This window comes from Vibrio sp. R11-SG3-ISO9 (assembly GCF_059834255.1).
Window position 1 is genome coordinate 109546 of sequence record NZ_JCBDGU010000035.1, and the last position, 18377, is coordinate 127922.

The window sequence follows — 18377 nt, forward strand, 5'->3', positions numbered from 1 at the left end:
CTGGTCGATTACGGTGAAAATGTGATGCCAATCGGTTTTTCGTGAAACTTGAGTGTATGTTGCGTGGAGAGGTGTGACGATTGTCACTTCATTTTGTGAATAGCTTGGTTAGAGTAAACACGTACCCCACAAACTTATAATGCGCTTAGATAAGAGTGATGAACACTCAATAAGCCACAAGGAGCAAACTATGTCTCAAGCTGTTTTCCACTTAGGTATTACTGAAGCTGATCTTCAAGGTGCGACACTAGCGATCATCCCAGGTGATCCAGCACGTGTACAAAAAATTGCTGACGAAATGGAAAACCCAGTATTTCTAGCAAGCCACCGTGAGTACACGCTGTACCGCGCTGAGCTAGACGGTAAGCCTGTGGTTGTTTGTTCTACTGGTATTGGTGGTCCATCTACATCTATCGCTGTAGAAGAGCTAGCACAACTAGGTGTACGCACTTTCCTACGTGTGGGTACAACTGGTGCAATCCAACCTCACGTAAACGTGGGTGACATGATTGTAACAACGGGTTCTGTTCGTCTAGACGGTGCAAGCCTACACTTTGCTCCAATGGAGTTCCCAGCAGTAGCTGACTTCGAAATCGCAACAGCAATGAAAGCGGCAGTAGAAGAGTCTGGCGCAACGGTTCACACTGGTGTTACAGCATCAAGCGATACGTTCTACCCAGGTCAAGAGCGTTACGACACGTTCTCTGGTCGCGTTGTTAAGCGTTTCCAAGGTTCTATGCAAGAGTGGCAAGACATGGGCGTTCTTAACTTCGAAATGGAATCTGCAACACTGCTAACTATGTGTGCAAGTTCTGGCCTGAAAGCAGGTTGTGTAGCGGGTGTTATTATCAACCGTACACAGAAAGAGATCCCAGATCACGATACTCTAAAAGAGACAGAAGCACGCTCAATCAAAGTGGTTGTAGAAGCTGCGCGTAAAATGCTTTAATCGCGCCGATACTGCTTAATTCAGTTATCATCCAAGATAGCCTGATTTAACTCCTCCAAAGCTGCACTTACTGGTGCGGCTTTTTTGTATTTGTCGATTAGGTTTGGGGAAAATAAAGACAAATAAAAAGGCGCATGATGCGCCTTTAATGTGTGAAAAGTGAATATTTGACAGCTTAGTCGCTTACTTGCTTAGTACTCTAGGTCTTCGTGACCGCCTGCAGCCGCAAACCAAGACGTTAGATGTGTCTTAAGGTCTTTCAACTCATCAGGGCCAATCAAAGCTAACCCTAAATCCTCTGCACGAGTGATGTCGTTGTGGCGTAGTGGACGGAAGCTGACCAGCATAGCTCGCGCCTGAAGGCCACCGAGTAGGTCACGCAGCGATTCCAGCTTGTACAAAGTGTCATCACCATCGTCACGCATACCCTTGGTCTTACACTCGATGATGTGCAGTTTATTGTTTACTACTGACGCGACATCCAGCTCATTACGTACTTCGCGCTCACCAAGCTGGCGATAAACCTGGACGTTCAACGAGCGGTCTTGAATGGTTGGCATGTCATCTTGAATCTGTTTCACTGTGCTGTGCACCAGTGTTTCTAGCCATTCACCGTTCGAGAAACGACGCGCATCTTCGTTAGCAAAGGTCAAAATACCTTCTTGGTAGGTCGCAATCTTTGCTTCGACGAGATCGGTAAGCAGCATGTTCAGCTCGCGATAGCCTTGTTGCTTCTCTGAAAGCTCAACGTCCAGTTTCTGCTCTTTACGACATGTTGTTGCTAGGTAGTTTAGCGTTGCTAGACCTGGCCCCAATTCAAGGGCATTACTCGCCCAGCGTTCACCTAGCTCGTAGAGTTTCTGATCTAGCTGTGGTGGCAATTCGAAATCATTAAATTCACCACGAGCACCAAACACGGTTAGGTAGTCATCAATGGTGATGCGGTCTTGTACTTGTGCGTCTTCTTTTCCATTTGGGTATAACCAACACAGTTTGTCACTGTTTGGTTCAACCACGAAAATCGGCCAGTGGTAAGTGCGGAATACTTCGTAAACAGAGAGCAGGCGGTGCCTTAGACCACAACTTGCGTTCAGCTTGACTTCTTGACCACGCGCCTTGAGATCTTCGGCTAAGTTTTGTATTGATTCTTTGATAACAGAGGTGTTGACGATGGTAGGAATCTCAAAGAACTCACTGGTAATGTCGCGCTTTTGGAGTACAGAGTGAAGGCGCAGATACATGCCTTCTTGAGTCTTGTCACCGATAAAAACAATGTGAGAACTGACGGTTCGATTATCCAATAACGGAGTAATCAACCTAATGGGGTCTTGATCAATAATGCCAACGTGAACAGCCATATAAATTCCTTAATATTGGCTCGCTCAAAATGGGATCGTAACGGAAAGCAGCAAGCCATAATACTCATATAATGACAAAGCCTTAAAAAAACAAGGGTAACCTTTGATAAAAGTTACCCTTGTTCAGTCAGTTAACGATTTGGTGCGAGCAAAGTCTTACCTTTATTCGCTTTAAAGTGGACCTAAAGTTTGAATTGGTGCACCAAATCTCCTTGTTGGTTAGCAAGAATCGTTAGGTTCTCACTCGCTTGAGCGATTGACGACATCGCTTGATAACTAGCATCTGCAATGTGGTTGATGTCTTCAATGTTGCGCGCAATGTCGCTCGATGTCTCACTTTGTTCTGCTGCCGCCTGAGAAATATGTGTACTCATGTGGCTGATCTCTAGGATAAGCGCTTGGATTTCTTCCATCGCACTATTGGCATTGGAAGCCTGCTCAACCGACATCTCCATATCATTCATACAGCTCTCAATCACGTTACCTGCTGTCTTTGAGCTCGACTGTAGATTGCTGATCATAGTTTCAATTTCAGAGGTTGATTGCGTGGTCTTCTGAGCGAGAACGCGAACCTCGTCAGCTACCACAGCGAAGCCGCGGCCTTGCTCACCGGCACGTGCAGCTTCGATAGCGGCATTGAGTGCAAGTAGGTTAGTTTGTTCTGCGATACCACGAATTACATCTAGGATTGAGCCAATCTGGCTGCTCATCTGTTGAAGTTCACCCACAGCGACAACCGACTCATTGAGGCGAGTCTCTAGCTGATTAATGGTGCTGATGTTGGTGTTCATGATTTGACGACCGGATTCAGATGCTGACTCAACCTGTTGAACCATGGTTAATGAGCTCTGCGCGCTGCTTGCGACTTCTTGCACCGAATGTGACATCTCTGTCATTGCCGTTGCCACATTAGCAGTCTGTTCGCGTTGATTGCTGAGCTGACCTTGCGTTGTAGAAGAGGTCTTCTGGTTGATGCTTGCGGTTTCAGTTAGCTCATCAGATGCTTCATTTAGCTTAACTAGAATATTATGTAGGTTATCGGCAAGAGTGTTGATATGACGACTCACGCGGCTAAATTCGTTGTCGTAACGAATATCGATACGCTTAGTCATATCACCCTGTGTTAGTCCTTCAAGTGCATGCAAAATGCGAGTCAAAGGTTCGCGCACACTGTGTGCAATGTGATAGCCAATCGCTGCTGCGAATACCGTCACTACAACACCAATCGCGATAGCTTTCATCAGGCCTTGGTCGTAGACTTCGCCTGCATCTGCCAGTGAGCTATTAAGCTGTTCACCCGCCGTGACGTTGAATGAGTCCAGAACTGCCATTGCTTGGTCAACGTCTACCGCTAGGTTAGCGATGTTGATGTAGAGTGCCTTCTTCGCTTGCAGGTAGTTATTGTGTTTATCAAGTACACCGCCTTTCTGACCAACGTCTTTGGTGAACTTTTGTACCGACTCATCGAACGCGCCTTTTAGCTCAGGCAGTTGAGTCGTTAAACCACGGTATGCGTAGTTAAGGTGTGTTACCGCTTTTTTGTTTTTGTTTACTGCGCTTTGAACTAACTCAACATCTGAGCTTGCTAGAGCATCAGAGGTGATCACCTCTGCGTCTTTCAGCTTAATGAAGTAGCTTTTCGCCATTACTTTCACAGAGATGCTTTTCTGATCGGCAACATACTCTTTCATCCCAACTGTTAACTCTGAGTGTAGGCGTTGGAATTCGCGTGATGCTTTTTGTACTTGCTCTTGTGCTTCAAACATCGCGACGTAGTTGTTCATCGCTTCTTCTGCTTCAGAGAAATAGCGCTCTTCGAGTTGTTTTAGCTGTTCAACACGCTCTACAAGTACAGGATTTGTCGCGCTAGCTACTTCAAGTTCATTAAGTACAGAAGAAAATGCTTGTTGTGATTGAGCAAATTCACTGCGCATTGCTGTCATGCGCTCTTGATTCTGTGTAGTGAGGTAATCTTTAAAGGATTTGTCTGCAGAGAGTAGCTGCACACTGGTTTGATTAGAGAGAGTAACAAGAGGCAGCGAAGATTTTGAGACGCTTTCGAAATTACTGTGTATCTGATTCATGCTGCTCATCATGATTGTAATCGTAATTGCAAACATGATGATGATCAGTGCGAAGCCCGCATACATGCGTTTTATCACTGAGCCTTTCATGGCCATTCTCCCTAAAAATAAATACAGACCGAAAATCCGGTCCAAAACAAAGTAACAAAAGTGTCAGCATTCTATTGAGTTCCAGTAACACATTTTATGACGCACCCGTCAAAAATAGCTGTCAGCAATAGGCGACATAACATTCTTTTGCGCTTGATAGGGTTTTCTTTGATTTGAACACTGTTTTTTATTATGCTTTAGCTCAGGTTGATTGAGGTTTCTAGTGGCTTGACGCATACTCAAAGCTCTTAGAAGTAAATGTTTTATTGGAGAAAAACATGGCTGAAGAAACCATTTTTAGCAAAATAATTAATAAAGAGATTCCAGCAGACCTTCTTTACCAGGACGATCTAGTTACCGCGTTTCGTGACATTAATCCTCGTGCGCCAAGTCATATCCTGATTATTCCAAATAAGCTGATCCCAACAGCGAATGACGTTGAAGCGGAAGATGAAGCGATGATGGGGCGTCTATTTACGGTTGCTCGTAAGCTGGCGAAAGAAGAGGGTATTGCAGAAGATGGTTACCGACTGATTGTGAATTGTAACTCTCACGGTGGCCAAGAAGTTTATCATATTCATATGCACCTTGTAGGTGGTCGCCCTCTTGGCCCACTATTAATGAGCTAATAAAAAATGACTTTCTATACCAACTTTCTGCAAGAACTGTAGTCCAAAGCGTTGGTTGGTATAGATAGGCAGGAGTTAATCTTTGAAACAGTACGTTAAGTTCGTTTCAGTCGCGATGATGTCGGCATTGACCGTTGGGTGTGCAAGCATGTCTGCGGGCAACTTGTTTAGTCACTACAGCGCTCAAAACGAGAGTGTGTATCAAGCCTTAAGAGCGGGTGACTACTCTGAAGCGCAGCAAGAATTGCCTGATTATGCCGCAGGCGACATTTTGGATAACCTTGAAAAAGGCCGCGTATATTTACTAGACCAACAATACGCAGAGAGTAAGTCTTGGTTTGAACAAGCAGATCAAGCAGTAAGAGTTCAGCAAGATAAAGCCGTGGTATCGGTGACGGACAGCGCGGCGAGCGTTGGTGCGTTAGCAGTTAATGACAATATTACCGAATATACCCCAGCCGATTATGAGCTAGGCTTTCTTCATCTTTATCTTGGGCTGAACTATCTCAAACAGAATGATTTAGAGGGCGCATTGGTTGAGATGCGTCGCGCTAACCAAGTTCAAGAGCAAGCCAAGAAGCAACGTGAAGCGGAACTGCAGCAAGCAGCAAATGATGCCCGCTCCCAAGGCCTTTCGGCTAACGTTGGTAGCATTCTCTCGAACTACCCGGATGCAGGTAAAAAGCTGCAATCGGTACAAAATGCCTATTTGATGTTCTTGTCTGGTCTGCTTTATGAAGCGTCCAATGACCTCAACAGTGCGTATGTTGATTATCGACGTGCCTTGGCGGTTATGCCTGACAACCAACAGGTTATTGAGCGCACTATGCTGGTGGCTCAACGCCTAGGCATGCGTGAAGATTTGGTGAAGTTGAAAAAACGTTACTCGATGCCAGCGTCTCTTAAATCTGGCGAAGGGAGAGTGATCGTCTTAGATGAGCAGAGCGTTGTACAAGCAATGGACAGCTGGCGTCTAGATTTACCGGTTTATGACAGTCGTGACCAAGGCGCCATATATTCTCTAGCTCTGCCATACTATTCAAAGCAGCCAAATGAAAGATTTACGCCGATTCGTATCAATGGTACTTCGCTCAATGGCAGTTTGTTGACTGATGTAGATGCAATGGCACAGAACGATTTATCTGAGCGTCTGCCGGGTATTGTTATTCGCCAAGCATTGCGAGTGGTCGCGAAAGACCGAATTCGTAAAGAAGCGACCAAAGGCGATGATGTCGGTAACTTGTTGTTCAATGTTTGGAATACGCTGACTGAACAACCTGATACTCGCAGTTGGCAGTCGCTACCTGCTCAAGTGAAGAGCAGTACCTATGTGGCGGCTTCTGGCAACTACACGTTAGAAGCGGGTGGTAAGTCGTATCAGTTTGATGTGCGAGATGGGCGAACCACATTAGTTTGGGTTTCTCGCCAAGGGAATAACGCCACCATGTGGCACAAGCAGCTAGGGAGGCTGTAATGAAAAAGTGGTTAGTGGGCTTAGCGGCTGTTGCAGCCTTGGCCGGTTGTGCGGAGAACACAGCAGGTGTACGTGTTGATGGCCTAACGCAAAACGTATTTTTTGGTGACAAGGTACTGGGTAGTCGACTGTTAGTTGATGACGTTAGAACCGACCAAGTTGACGGTCATACCCGAGGACTTGTGCGTCTGACGAGCGATTACAAGGGTGACCAAAACATCCTGTATCGATTCTACTGGTACGACGATGCGGGTCTTGAAGTGAACTTGAAGCAAGGGCCTTGGAAGCAAGCCATCGTCCGCGGTTTCGAGACCATCACCTTGTCAGAGATTTCAGTGAACCCGAAAGCGACACAATTCCGCGTGCAGTTTCGGGAACAGTAATATTTATCGGTTAAGCTGAGCACGACTGTTACTGGTCAGCTAAGCCAACCAAATTTATGAGTGGGGCGTTGTTCTGCTCGGATATGTGAGGAAATAAAATGAAAAAGAGTGTCATTGCGCTATTGGGATTGGCTGTAATTCTAGGCGGTTGTTCAAACAAAGTAAGTTATGGTGATGCGCAAGCTGTAGAGACCACAACCATCGATTTCGGTTCTACGGACCTTCAAACGATTGCTGGCGAAATGGTTGATAGTATGATGGCTTCTGGTTCGGTTTCTTACATCACCCGTGATCAGCGTCCGATCGTGTTTGTAGAACGCATTAAGAACAAAACCAGCGAGCACATCGATACTGAATCTATCACAGATACGATCAGTACTAAGATGTTGAATTCAGGCAAGTTCCGTTTCGTTGACATGGACCGCGTTGAATCAGTTCGTGAACAACTGAACTTCCAGAATAACGACGAGCTTGTTAACCAAAGCTCAGCGATTCAGTTCGGTAAGATGGTTGGCGCCCAATACATGCTTTACGGCAACCTATCAAGCATCGTTAAGAACGACGGTAGTGACCAAGACGTTTACTACAAAATGACAATGCGTTTAATGGATCTTGAGTCTGGTCTAATCGAATGGGCAGATGAAACAGAAATCCGTAAGCAAAAATCTAAGAGCCTACTGGGTCTGTAATCAAGCAGTAGCCATATAGAGTGTTGCATTATGCACGGCTCTTTAGGCTACACTTGGACTGAGTGAGAATAAAAGACACTGGCGGTAACGTTGGTGTCTTTTTTATAGGGAGAACAGAGAGTATGGCGATTTTTTGCTGGGATGAAGCCAAAAAACTGGATGAGAGCCTAGGCTCACTTGATGACTATTTCGATTTCCCTCCTGTGAAAGCACAAACATTAACCGGTGGCCTTACCAACCGTTGTTGGAAGATAGAAACAGGTGATGGGAAAGCTTTTGTCTGGCGACCCGCTACTTCTATTACTGAAGCTTTCGGCATTTCGCGTCATGAAGAGTATCAAGTACTCTCGGCGATAGAGCAGCTTCATATTGCGCCACAAGCGATGACCATTAATAAGCAAGGTTTGCTAGTAGAGTGGGTTGAAGGGGATACCATTCATGATGACCTGTCACTTCAACAGCTCATGCGGACCTTGGTGTCTGTGCATTTGGTTAACACTTCGCGACTCCCTCTGCATCCCTTCTGTTTTACCGCCCGAGTCGACCATTATTGGCTACGGCTTGATAAAGAGCACAGAGGTGGGGAGTTTGAAGCTATTTATCAACAATGGCGCTCGGCACCTAACCTACCTCCAATCGAAAATTCACTCTGTCATTTTGATCTCGGTGGCTACAACCTTGTGCGTCAGCATGATGAGATTAAGATTATTGATTGGGAGTATGCAGCATTAGCGGATCCTCGACTCGATTTAACATTGACGATTTCGGTCGCTAACGTACCGGTGGAAGAGGCCGTTAAACAATACTGCCAGTTTCGAGGTATCCATGATACTCAAGCATGGATAGACGGTGTCGAGGCTTGGCAACCGCGCAGCAAAATGATGGCGATGCTTTGGTATTTGCTGGCTCATCAGCTGTGGGGGGATGAACAATATATGGATGAAGCGCGGGCACTCAGTTGCACTTTATGTAGCTAGGATCACGTTTAGGATGGGAAAAATGCAAATTCAGGTATCTGTACTTTAAAACCTTATTTTTCATGTTAGATTTATCAAAACGTACCAGCATTTTACCAGGGAGGTACAATGATTATTTACCTACACGGCTTTGACTCAACAAGCCCGGGCAACCACGAAAAAATACTGCAGTTGCAATTCATTGACGATGACGTTCGTTTCATTAACTACAGTACTCTTCACCCGAAACACGACATGCAGCACTTGCTTAAAGAAGTGCATAAAGTGATTGAACAGTCTGATGACCCACACCCGATAATTTGTGGTGTTGGCTTAGGTGGATATTGGTCTGAGCGTATCGGCTTTTTATGCGGTATCAAACAGGTGATCTTCAACCCGAACTTGAGACCCGAAAAGAACATGGTCGGCAGAATTGATCGCCCAGAAGAATACGAAGATATTGCAACAAAGTGTGTCAGCCAGTATCGCATGAAGAACAAAGATCGCTGCTTAGTTGTACTGTCTCGTGAAGATGAAATTCACGACAACAGCAAAACAGCAGCTGAACTTGAAGACTATTATCAAATCATTTGGGATGAGAAAGAGAGTCACAAGTTCAAGAAGATTTCCCAGCATTTACAAGCGATGAAAGCCTTCAAGAACGCTTAATTTCTTATAAAATTTGATAGCAAGAAGCAGTGCTTTTCCGAGTGCTGCTTTTTTTGTATTCAACGCATTTTCAACGTGAATGAAAATGACGCAAACGTTAACTATTTTTTCTACGAAACCTCATTGAAGGTAAGGATTTTAGTTGCGGTCACGTTTTTGCTCTATATAATGTTCGGTAATAAAATATTTTGATAAATATCAAAAAAAATTGAGAGCGAGTCATAAACTTGCCCATTTTTTGCGCTTCACCTCTCAGGTAAGCTCTTTTTATCCACGTGAACTTACTAAAGCAGATGACTTTAGTCTTAGCCCCTCTAAACACTCGGTAATAGGAAGCGAATCGAACTTCCCACTGCGATAACGCAGGTTACTGAGTAGAAAACAGAATTTATCGGTTGGAGTAATCGAGCCGAACCCCATTTATTTATTTTGTAGAGGATTGTCATCGTGACAAAAATTATCGTAGTAGGCGGTGGTGCTGGTGGTTTAGAACTAGCAACCAAGCTAGGGCGCACCCTAGGCCGTAAAAAACGCGCAACGATTACACTGGTTGACCGAAAAGCGAGCCACCTTTGGAAGCCGTTACTGCATGAAGTAGCAACCGGCTCTTTGGACGAAGGTGTCGACGCATTGAGCTACCGTGCACATGCAAAGAATCACTACTTTGATTTCCAGATGGGTAGCCTAAACGACATCGATCGCGAACGTAAGGTTATCGCCCTAAGCGAACTTCGTGATGAAAATGGCGAACTATTGATGCCTAGCCGTGAGTTGGAATACGACATTCTGGTTATGGCGATTGGCTCAACGTCGAATGATTTCAATACTCCAGGTGTTCGTGACAACTGTATCTTCCTAGATAGCCCAGAACAGGCGCACCGTTTCCGTACCGAGATGAACAATGAGTTCCTGAAGCTGCATGCTAAGAACGGCCAAGGTACGGTAGATATCGCTATTGTTGGTGCGGGTGCAACAGGCGTAGAGCTGTCTGCTGAACTGCACAATGCGGTTAAAGAGCTGCGTACTTACGGTTTTGGCGACCTAGATTCAAGCAAGCTAAACGTAAACCTAATCGAAGCGGGTGAGCGCATTCTTCCTGCACTTCCACCACGTATTTCAAGTGCGGCACACTCTGAGCTGACTAAGCTTGGTGTGAACGTTCGTACGATGACTATGGTGACGCAAGCTGACGCTGATGGTCTAACGACTAAAGAGGGTGAGAAGATCCCTGCTCAGATCATGGTTTGGGCTGCAGGCATCAAAGCACCAGACTTCATTAAAGACATCGGTGGTTTAGAGACAAACCGTATCAACCAATTAGTAGTGAAAGATACACTGCAAACGACACGTGATGACGATATTTTCGTTATTGGTGACCTAGCACAATGTACGCAAGCGGATGGCTCTTTTGTACCACCACGTGCTCAAGCGGCTCATCAAATGGCTAGCTGCGCATTCAGCAACATCATTGCTAAGCTAAATGGTCGTGAGCAGAAGGCTTATGTCTACAAAGATAAGGGCTCTTTGGTTTCTCTTAGCCGTTTCTCAACGGTTGGTAGCTTGATGGGTAACCTAACCAAAGGTTCAATGATGGTTGAAGGTCGTATCGCTCGCGTGGTTTACATCTCACTGTACCGCATGCACCAGATGGCGCTACATGGCGTGATTAAGACTTCACTGATGATGTTGGTAGGCCGTATAAACCGCGTACTGCGTCCAAACCTTAAGCTTCACTAATTAGATTAAAGTTAGTTATGACTAAAAAGAGCTCCCGAGGGAGCTCTTTTTTATGCTTCATTCAAATTGCTGCACGTTTATCGTTTAGGTTGCGCATCAATGCATTGGCCGTGTACGTCGGTCACACTTGGGTTCATCAAGTGTAAGTACAGCGGCATAATTTCGAGTGGTGTCTTCAGCTTGTTTGCATCTTCGCCTGGGTACGCTTTTGCACGCATGCGTGTTTGAGTCGCACCTGGGTTAATCGCATTGACACGCAGTGCTGTGCCTTCTACTTCGTCGGCTAGGATCTGCATCATGCCTTCAGTCGCAAATTTAGAGATAGCGTAAGAGCCCCAGAAGGCACGGCCAGAGTGACCAACTGTTGAAGAGGTGAATACGATACGACCCGCTTCAGCTTTCTTAAGTACCGGTAGGAGAGCTTGAGTCATTAAGAACTCTGCTTTTACGTTAATCTGCATCACATCATCAAACGTGTCTTCTTCGATTTGATCGAATGGACTCAGAGTACCAAGCACGCCTGCGTTGTGCAGTAGTCCGTCTAGGCGACCGAATTGAGATTCGATCGTTTCAGCCATGTCGATGTAGTTCTGCTTTGTTGCACCCTTAAGGTCCAATGGGATGATCGCAGGTTGTGGGTAGCCTGCTTTCTCGATTTCATCGTAAATAAACTCTAGGTTTTTTACGTTACGGCCGAGCAGAATCACTGTCGCACCGTGTTGAGCAAAACTCAATGCAGCTTGGCGGCCAATACCGGCTCCAGCGCCTGTAACCAAAATTACTTTATCTTTGAGGGCATCTGTAGAGATTGGGTAATCCACTGTGCTTATCCTTCTATTTTTATGTTCGTCATTCCATTGATGTTTAATCACACAGATAACCGCAGGAATGATTAGAAATTCTTGGTAATCGTGACAAGATGGTTACAATACACTAATTCGTACATTAGGGGATATGACATTGGACTTTTTGTTGGACTACGGCTTGTTTTTAGCCAAGATTGCGACTGTTGTAATCGCCATTATTGCAATTTTAGTGATTGCGAAATCGGTGGGCGGCAAATCAAGCGCGATAAAAGGTGAGCTGGAAATCACTAACCTATCTGATCATCACAAGCAGACTATCGAGCAACTAGAGCATCACTTACATGATGATGCGTTCATCAAGGCTCGTGATAAGGCTGAAAAGAAAGCGGAAAAAGAGAAAACCAAGTCACGCGGCAAAGAAGTCAAAAAAGCGGCGAAAGAGGGTGAATTGGACAGCAAGCGTGAACCGCACCTGTTTGTTCTGGAATTCAACGGCAGTATTGATGCAAAAGAGGTTGCTTCTCTGCGTGAAGAGGTAACTGCAGTATTAGCGGTGGCTCGTGAGGGCGATGAAGTATTGCTTAAGCTTGAGTCTGGCGGCGGCATGGTTCACGGCTATGGTTTAGCGTCTTCTCAGCTTGACCGTATTAAAGCGGCGGGTCTTCCTCTGACTATCTCTGTCGACAAAGTCGCAGCGAGTGGCGGTTACATGATGGCGTGTATTGCCGATAAGATTGTTTCAGCGCCTTTCGCTATTGTTGGCTCTATTGGTGTTATTGCTCAGCTACCTAACTTCAATAAACTACTGAAAAAGTACGACATTGAGTTTGAACAACTGACAGCCGGTGAGTACAAACGCACCTTGACTATGTTCGGTGAAAACAACGATAAAGCGCGCGAGAAGTTCAAGCAGGAGCTCGAAGAGACTCACGGTTTATTCAAAGACTTTATTCGCGATCACCGCCCAGACTTAGACCTAGAAAAAGTAGCGACGGGTGAGCACTGGTTTGGTACTCAAGCCCACGCTCTAGGTTTAGTAGATGAAATTCGCACTTCTGATGACATCGTTGTGGATGCGTGCAAAGAGAAAACAGTTCTTGCGATTCACTATGTTCAGAAGAAGAAGCTATCAGACAAACTTGCTGGAGTAGCGGGTAAGTCGGCAGATAATATTTTGCTGAAGCTGATTGAGCGTGGTCAAAAGCCAATCGTATAACTATCTGTTACTGCAAAGAAAAACAAAAGCGCATTGGTTTCGGCCAGTGCGCTTTTTCGTTTAGATTACTTGTTTCCTACATGATGTGGTTTGAAACCAAGTTAGATCTTCGAGCCATAATCATTCCGCTTTGGACACGTCGCAAGGATTTCTCTATGTCCAGTGTCTTTTAGCTCTTCCAATATCACGTCAAAGCCCCATAAGCGATAGAGGTGCTTCATTACTTCGTCGTAGCCTTTATCAAGCGGAATACGATCGTGAGGCACGTATTGCAGAGTCATTGAACGGTCACCGCGCACATCCACGTTGAATACTTGAATGTTTGGTTCTAGGTTACTCAAGTTGTATTGCGCTGCGAGTTTTTCACGAATCATGCGGTAGCCCATTTCATCATGAATCGCGCTTACCTCAATCACGCTTTTACGGTCATCATCGAGTATCGAGAACAGCTTGAAGTCGCGAATGATCTTTGGTGACAGATATTGGCTGATAAAGCTTTCATCTTTGAAGTTATGCATAGCAAAATGCACAGCCTCGAGCCAATCGCTACCAGCCAGCTCAGGGAACCACTCCTTGTCTTCATCTGTAGGATTCTCACAGATTCGACGTATATCTTGGAACATCGCAAAGCCGAGCGCGTAAGGGTTAATCCCGCTAAAATACGGGCTGTTGTAGGCAGGTTGCGCGACAACACTGGTGTGACTATGCAGGAACTCAAGAATGAATTTGTCACTGACCAAGCCTTCATCGTAAAGGTGATTCAAAATCGTATAGTGCCAGAAGGTCGCCCAGCCTTCGTTCATCACTTGAGTCTGTTTTTGTGGGTAGAAATATTGGCTGATTTTGCGCACGATACGAACACACTCACGCTGCCAAGGTTCTAGTAGTGGTGCGTTCTTTTCAATGAAGTAGAGAATGTTCTCTTGTGGCTCGCTAGGGAAACGTACCTTCTGCTCTTCCTCTTTATCGCGGTTCTTCGGTACAGTACGCCACAGTTCATTCACTTGAGACTGCAGGTATGCCTCTCGCTCTTGTTGACGTGCTGTTTCTTCAGCGATGGAGATTTTCTCTGGGCGTTTATAGCGGTCTACACCGTAATTCATCAATGCATGGCATGAATCGAGTAGCTGTTCGACCTCAGAGACGCCATATTTTTCTTCACAGTCCGCAATGTACTTTTTCGCGAACAGCAGATAGTCGATGATAGAGCTCGCATCGGTCCATGTCTGGAATAGGTAGTTGCCTTTAAAGAAAGAGTTATGCCCGTAACACGCGTGCGCCATCACCAGCGCCTGCATAGTCACAGTGTTCTCTTCCATTAGGTAGGCAATACATGGATTTGAGTTAATCACGATTTCATAAGCAAGCCCCATCTGACCGTGCTTGTAGTTTTGCTCGGTTTGGATGAACTTTTTACCAAATGACCAGTGGTTGTAATTGATGGGCATGCCGATACTTGAGTAGGCGTCCATCATCTGCTCAGAGGTAATAACCTCAATTTGGTTAGGGTAGGTGTCGAGTCGGTAGTGCTCAGCCACACGTTTGATCTCGACATGGTATTGTTCTAAGAGGTTAAACGTCCAATCAGGGCCGTCTGGCAGCATCTTGCCTCTGTTTTTATCCGCAGGGCTATCTTTCTCTGCAACGCTTGATTTTGCTGTCATGAAAAGCCTCCTTACGCTGTCTCTTTCTGGAACAGTTCTCTGAATACCGGGAAAATATCGTCCACGGTTTTTATGTTTTTCATGGCGAAGTTATCGAAGCTTGCTTCTAACTTCTCATACTCATGCCACAACGTTTGGTGTGAACGACGAGTGATTTCTATGTAGGAGTAGTACTGACAGGTTGGCAGTAGTTTGTTAACAAGCAGTTCTTTACAGCGAGGGGAGTCGTCTGCCCAGTTATCGCCATCGGATGCTTGTGCTGCGTATATGTTCCACTCATTTGACGGATAACGCTCAGCAACGATTTCGTCCATTAACTTGAGAGCGCTGGATACGATCGTTCCGCCTGTCTCTTGTGAGTAGAAAAATTCATGTTCATCGACTTCTTTCGCTTGTGTGTGGTGGCGAATGAAAACAACGTCAACGTTCTCATAGGTACGGTTCAAGAACAGGTACAGCAATACATAGAAGCGTTTTGCGATGTCTTTTGTTGCTTGATCCATTGAGCCTGACACATCCATTAAGCAGAACATAACCGCTTGGCTAGATGGGATAGGGCGCTTCTCGTAGTTCTTGTAGCGCAGGTCAAACGTGTCAATGAATGGCACGCTTTCGATTTTCTTTCTTAGTTCGGCGATCTCTTCTTTAAGTCGCGTCTCTTCGAAAGGCTGAGCAGGCTCTGTCATTTGAACTTTGTCGAGTTGCTCCATCAACGAGTTCAATTCGCGACGTTTGCCTGCTGTCATCGCTGTTCTTCTTGCAAGCGACTGTTGCAGCGAGCGAACCACAGCAATGTTCGATGGAATACCTGCGGTTTGATAACCAGAACGGTGGGTCTTCCACTCAGTGATTTTGTTGATCTGATTTTTTTCCAGATTAGGCAGCTCGAGATCTTCAAAAAGAATATCTAGATATTCGTCTTTAGAGATCTGAAAGATAAATTCGTCTTGCCCTTCGCCATCTGGACTTGCTTCTCCTTGTCCAGAACTTCCGCCTTGCCCGCCACCTTTTGGACGCTCAATTTTGTCGCCAGTTATGAATTGGTCGTTACCTGGATGAACGCGCTCGCGAACACCTCCCTGGCCTTGGTGGAAGCTTGGCTCTTTGATGTCTTTATGCGGAATAGAGACATCTTCACCCGTCTCGGTGTTGGTGATTGAGCGACGGTTAACAGCATCTGCTACCGACTCTTTGATTTGCTCTTTATGGCGTCGAATGAAGCGCTGCCTGTTCACTGCGCTCTTATTCTTACCGTTGAGCCTCCGATCAATAAATTGTGCCATAAGAACTCCCTCTCAAATTTACGTCGTGAACCTACTTCTTGTGAGTAGTGGAGCTGCCTGCGTTAGGCAGCTCTCACGTTTTGGCTTATGAGGACTTACGAACTCTTAGGTACCATTCAGAGAGCAGTCTTACTTGTTTCTCGGTGTAGCCCTTTTCCATCATACGAGCGACGAAGTCATCGTGCTTCTTCTGGTCTTCAGAAGATGTTTTCGCGTTAAAAGAGATAACAGGTAGTAACTCTTCGGTGTTCGAGAACATTTTCTTCTCAATCACAGTACGCAGCTTCTCGTAACTGGTCCAAACTGGGTTCTTACCATTGTTGTTCGCTTTCGCACGAAGTACGAAGTTCACAATTTCATTACGGAAGTCTTTAGGGTTACTAATACCCGCGGTTTTCTCAATTTTTTCGAGTTCACCATTCAGTGAAGCTCGGTCGAATAGCTGACCTGTTTCAGGATCACGGTACTCTTGGTCTTGAATCCAGAAGTCAGCATAGGTGACATAGCGGTCAAAGATGTTTTGGCCGTACTCAGAGTATGACTCTAAATATGCGGTTTGAATCTCTTTGCCAATGAACTCCACGTAGCGAGGTACTAGGTAGCCTTTCAAGAACTCTAGGTACTTCTCGGCGGTCTCTTGAGGGAACTGCTCTCGCTCGATTTGTTGTTCAATAACGTAGAAAAGGTGTACTGGGTTCGCCGCGACTTCGGTTTGGTCGAAGTTAAATACTCTTGAAAGAATCTTAAAGGCGAAACGAGTAGATAGACCTGACATACCTTCATCTACACCTGCGTAGTCACGGTACTCTTGGTAGCTCTTCGCTTTTGGATCGGTATCTTTAAGTGTCTCACCATCGTAAACGCGCATTTTTGAGAATAGCGATGAGTTTTCAGGCTCTTTCAGACGAGACAGGATGCTGAACTGAGAGAGTAGCTCGAGTGTGCTCGGTGAACATGGTGCTTTTGACAGTTCACTGTGCTCAAGCAGTTTCTGATAGATTTTCACTTCTTCAGATACGCGTAGACAGTAAGGGACTTTTACAATGTACACACGGTCTAGGAAAGCTTCGTTGTTTTTGTTGTTACGGAATGTCTGCCACTCAGATTCATTTGAGTGCGCGAGAATCATGCCGTCGAATGGCAGTGCTGAAAGGCCTTCAGTACCGTTGAAGTTACCTTCTTGGGTTGCGGTTAGTAGAGGGTGTAGCACTTTAATTGGTGCTTTAAACATCTCTACAAACTCCATCAGGCCTTGGTTTGCCTTACACAATGCGCCTGAATAGCTGTATGCATCAGGATCATCTTGAGAGAAGTGCTCGAGTTTACGGATATCAACTTTACCAACCAGTGATGAAATGTCTTGGTTATTTTCATCACCCGGTTCGGTTTTGGCGATAGCAACCTGATCGAGGATTGAAGGGCGTACTTTCACTACTTTGAAGCGAGAAATGTCTCCACCAAATTCATGCAGACGCTTGGCAGCCCACGGAGACATAATTGAGCGTAGGTAACGCTTTTCAATGCCATACTCTTGCTTAAGCACGTCGCCGTCTTCGTTGACGTCGAATAGACAGAATGGGTGGTCGTTAACAGGGCTTCGCTCGCCGTCAGCACAAAGCACGTAAATTGGCACTTTTTGCATCAGTGATTTTAGTTTCTCAGCCAGAGAGGATTTACCACCACCCACTGGGCCAAGAAGGTACAGAATTTGTTTGCGTTCTTCTAATCCTTGCGCAGCATGTTTTAGATAAGAAACAATCTGTTCGATAGCGTCTTCCATGCCGTAGAAGTCTTCAAATTCTCGATAACGAGAGATCACTCGGTTAGAGAAAATTCGGCTGAGCTGAGGGTCTTGTGCGGTGTCGATGACTTCTGGTTCACCGATCGCAAGTAGCAGGCGCTCAGCAGCGTTGGCATAAGCACTTTTATCGTCTTTACACAGCCCAAGGAACTCTTGCAGAGTCAGCTCTTCTTCCTTGGCTGCTTCATAGCGTGATTGATAGTGGTCGAAAATACTCATAGTCACATTCCCCTTGTTAACCTGTCAAAACTGACGAGCGATTGAAAATTACGAACTCCCCACAACTTAAGCCTAGACCCGCTTATACAATTTTGCTTAACAATTATGCATTTATTTACATTTTTGTCTGAATTGTGATGTCCGCGAATGTTGCGAACTGCGGGTTTATGCTTAAACAAATTACTTTTTATACGAAGCCTTTTTAAACAGAGTTTTAAATTTTCAGTTTTTATTATTTGATAGATAAAAATGTGTAATATCTGGTATTGATTCTGTGCATGGTTGATTTTTGGGTATTTCGTACCATATAATGGCTTTGGTTTTTATTTAGACGATGTGAATAAGGTTTTAGCAGTGAAGAGTAATTGGG

General features: G+C 45.3%; 15 protein-coding genes. 9 read left to right on the forward strand and 6 right to left on the reverse strand.

The features are described from left to right. Window positions 1-190: 190 nt before the first annotated feature. On the forward strand, window positions 191-949 hold the full coding sequence (udp, locus tag AC6R05_RS11375; RefSeq protein WP_032549508.1) for a uridine phosphorylase: 759 nt from the start codon (window positions 191-193) through the stop codon (window positions 947-949). Between the two features lie 191 nt (window positions 950-1140). Here the strand turns inward: udp and AC6R05_RS11380 are convergent, their stop codons facing one another. Beyond that, entirely contained in the window at window positions 1141-2307 is a 1167-nt protein-coding gene (locus tag AC6R05_RS11380) for a DUF1887 family protein (protein WP_500647417.1), read from the reverse strand. 182 nt (window positions 2308-2489) lie between these two features. After that, a complete protein-coding gene (locus AC6R05_RS11385) occupies window positions 2490-4481 on the reverse strand; it encodes a methyl-accepting chemotaxis protein (protein ID WP_032549506.1) in 1992 nt (663 codons plus the stop codon). Window positions 4482-4759: 278 nt separating this feature from the next. Between AC6R05_RS11385 and hinT the strand changes: the two genes are divergently transcribed. The 7 genes from hinT (at window position 4760) to AC6R05_RS11420 (ending at window position 11018) form a co-directional block, all read left to right on the forward strand. Further along, window positions 4760-5110, forward strand: a complete 351-nt coding sequence (gene hinT, locus AC6R05_RS11390) for a purine nucleoside phosphoramidase (protein ID WP_150871736.1) — start codon at window positions 4760-4762, stop codon at window positions 5108-5110. 148 nt (window positions 5111-5258) lie between these two features. After that, window positions 5259-6584 carry a COG3014 family protein gene (locus AC6R05_RS11395; RefSeq protein ID WP_500647434.1) on the forward strand — a complete coding sequence of 442 codons (1326 nt, stop codon included), beginning with the start codon at window positions 5259-5261 and terminating at the stop codon, window positions 6582-6584. Beyond that, a complete protein-coding gene (locus AC6R05_RS11400; RefSeq protein WP_500647418.1) occupies window positions 6584-6967 on the forward strand; it encodes a YcfL family putative periplasmic lipoprotein in 384 nt (127 codons plus the stop codon). The genes AC6R05_RS11395 and AC6R05_RS11400 overlap by 1 nt, the downstream gene beginning before the upstream one ends. Before the next feature lie 98 nt (window positions 6968-7065). Continuing rightward, on the forward strand, window positions 7066-7656 hold the full coding sequence (gene lpoB, locus AC6R05_RS11405; protein WP_032549502.1) for a penicillin-binding protein activator LpoB: 591 nt from the start codon (window positions 7066-7068) through the stop codon (window positions 7654-7656). Between the two features lie 122 nt (window positions 7657-7778). After that, entirely contained in the window at window positions 7779-8633 is an 855-nt protein-coding gene (locus tag AC6R05_RS11410) for a phosphotransferase (RefSeq protein WP_500647419.1), read from the forward strand. A gap of 108 nt (window positions 8634-8741) precedes the next feature. Further along, window positions 8742-9281, forward strand: a complete 540-nt coding sequence (ycfP, locus tag AC6R05_RS11415) for an alpha/beta hydrolase YcfP (protein WP_032549500.1) — start codon at window positions 8742-8744, stop codon at window positions 9279-9281. A 447-nt stretch (window positions 9282-9728) separates the two neighbouring features. After that, entirely contained in the window at window positions 9729-11018 is a 1290-nt protein-coding gene (locus AC6R05_RS11420) for an NAD(P)/FAD-dependent oxidoreductase (protein WP_500647420.1), read from the forward strand. Window positions 11019-11095: 77 nt separating this feature from the next. Here AC6R05_RS11420 and AC6R05_RS11425 read toward each other — a convergent pair whose 3' ends face one another. Continuing rightward, window positions 11096-11839 carry a YciK family oxidoreductase gene (locus tag AC6R05_RS11425; protein WP_500647421.1) on the reverse strand — a complete coding sequence of 248 codons (744 nt, stop codon included), beginning with the start codon at window positions 11837-11839 and terminating at the stop codon, window positions 11096-11098. 133 nt (window positions 11840-11972) lie between these two features. Between AC6R05_RS11425 and sohB the strand changes: the two genes are divergently transcribed. Further along, window positions 11973-13040 carry a protease SohB gene (gene sohB / locus AC6R05_RS11430; protein WP_172974223.1) on the forward strand — a complete coding sequence of 356 codons (1068 nt, stop codon included), beginning with the start codon at window positions 11973-11975 and terminating at the stop codon, window positions 13038-13040. Window positions 13041-13141: 101 nt separating this feature from the next. Here sohB and AC6R05_RS11435 read toward each other — a convergent pair whose 3' ends face one another. The 3 genes from AC6R05_RS11435 to AC6R05_RS11445 form a co-directional block, all read right to left on the reverse strand. Continuing rightward, entirely contained in the window at window positions 13142-14704 is a 1563-nt protein-coding gene (locus tag AC6R05_RS11435) for a SpoVR family protein (RefSeq protein ID WP_150871751.1), read from the reverse strand. A gap of 11 nt (window positions 14705-14715) precedes the next feature. Further along, window positions 14716-15987 carry a YeaH/YhbH family protein gene (locus tag AC6R05_RS11440; RefSeq protein ID WP_500647422.1) on the reverse strand — a complete coding sequence of 424 codons (1272 nt, stop codon included), beginning with the start codon at window positions 15985-15987 and terminating at the stop codon, window positions 14716-14718. 85 nt (window positions 15988-16072) lie between these two features. Further along, window positions 16073-18007: a PrkA family serine protein kinase gene (locus AC6R05_RS11445; protein ID WP_150895222.1), complete on the reverse strand. Its 1935-nt coding sequence runs from the start codon at window positions 18005-18007 to the stop codon at window positions 16073-16075. Window positions 18008-18377: the final 370 nt, after the last annotated feature.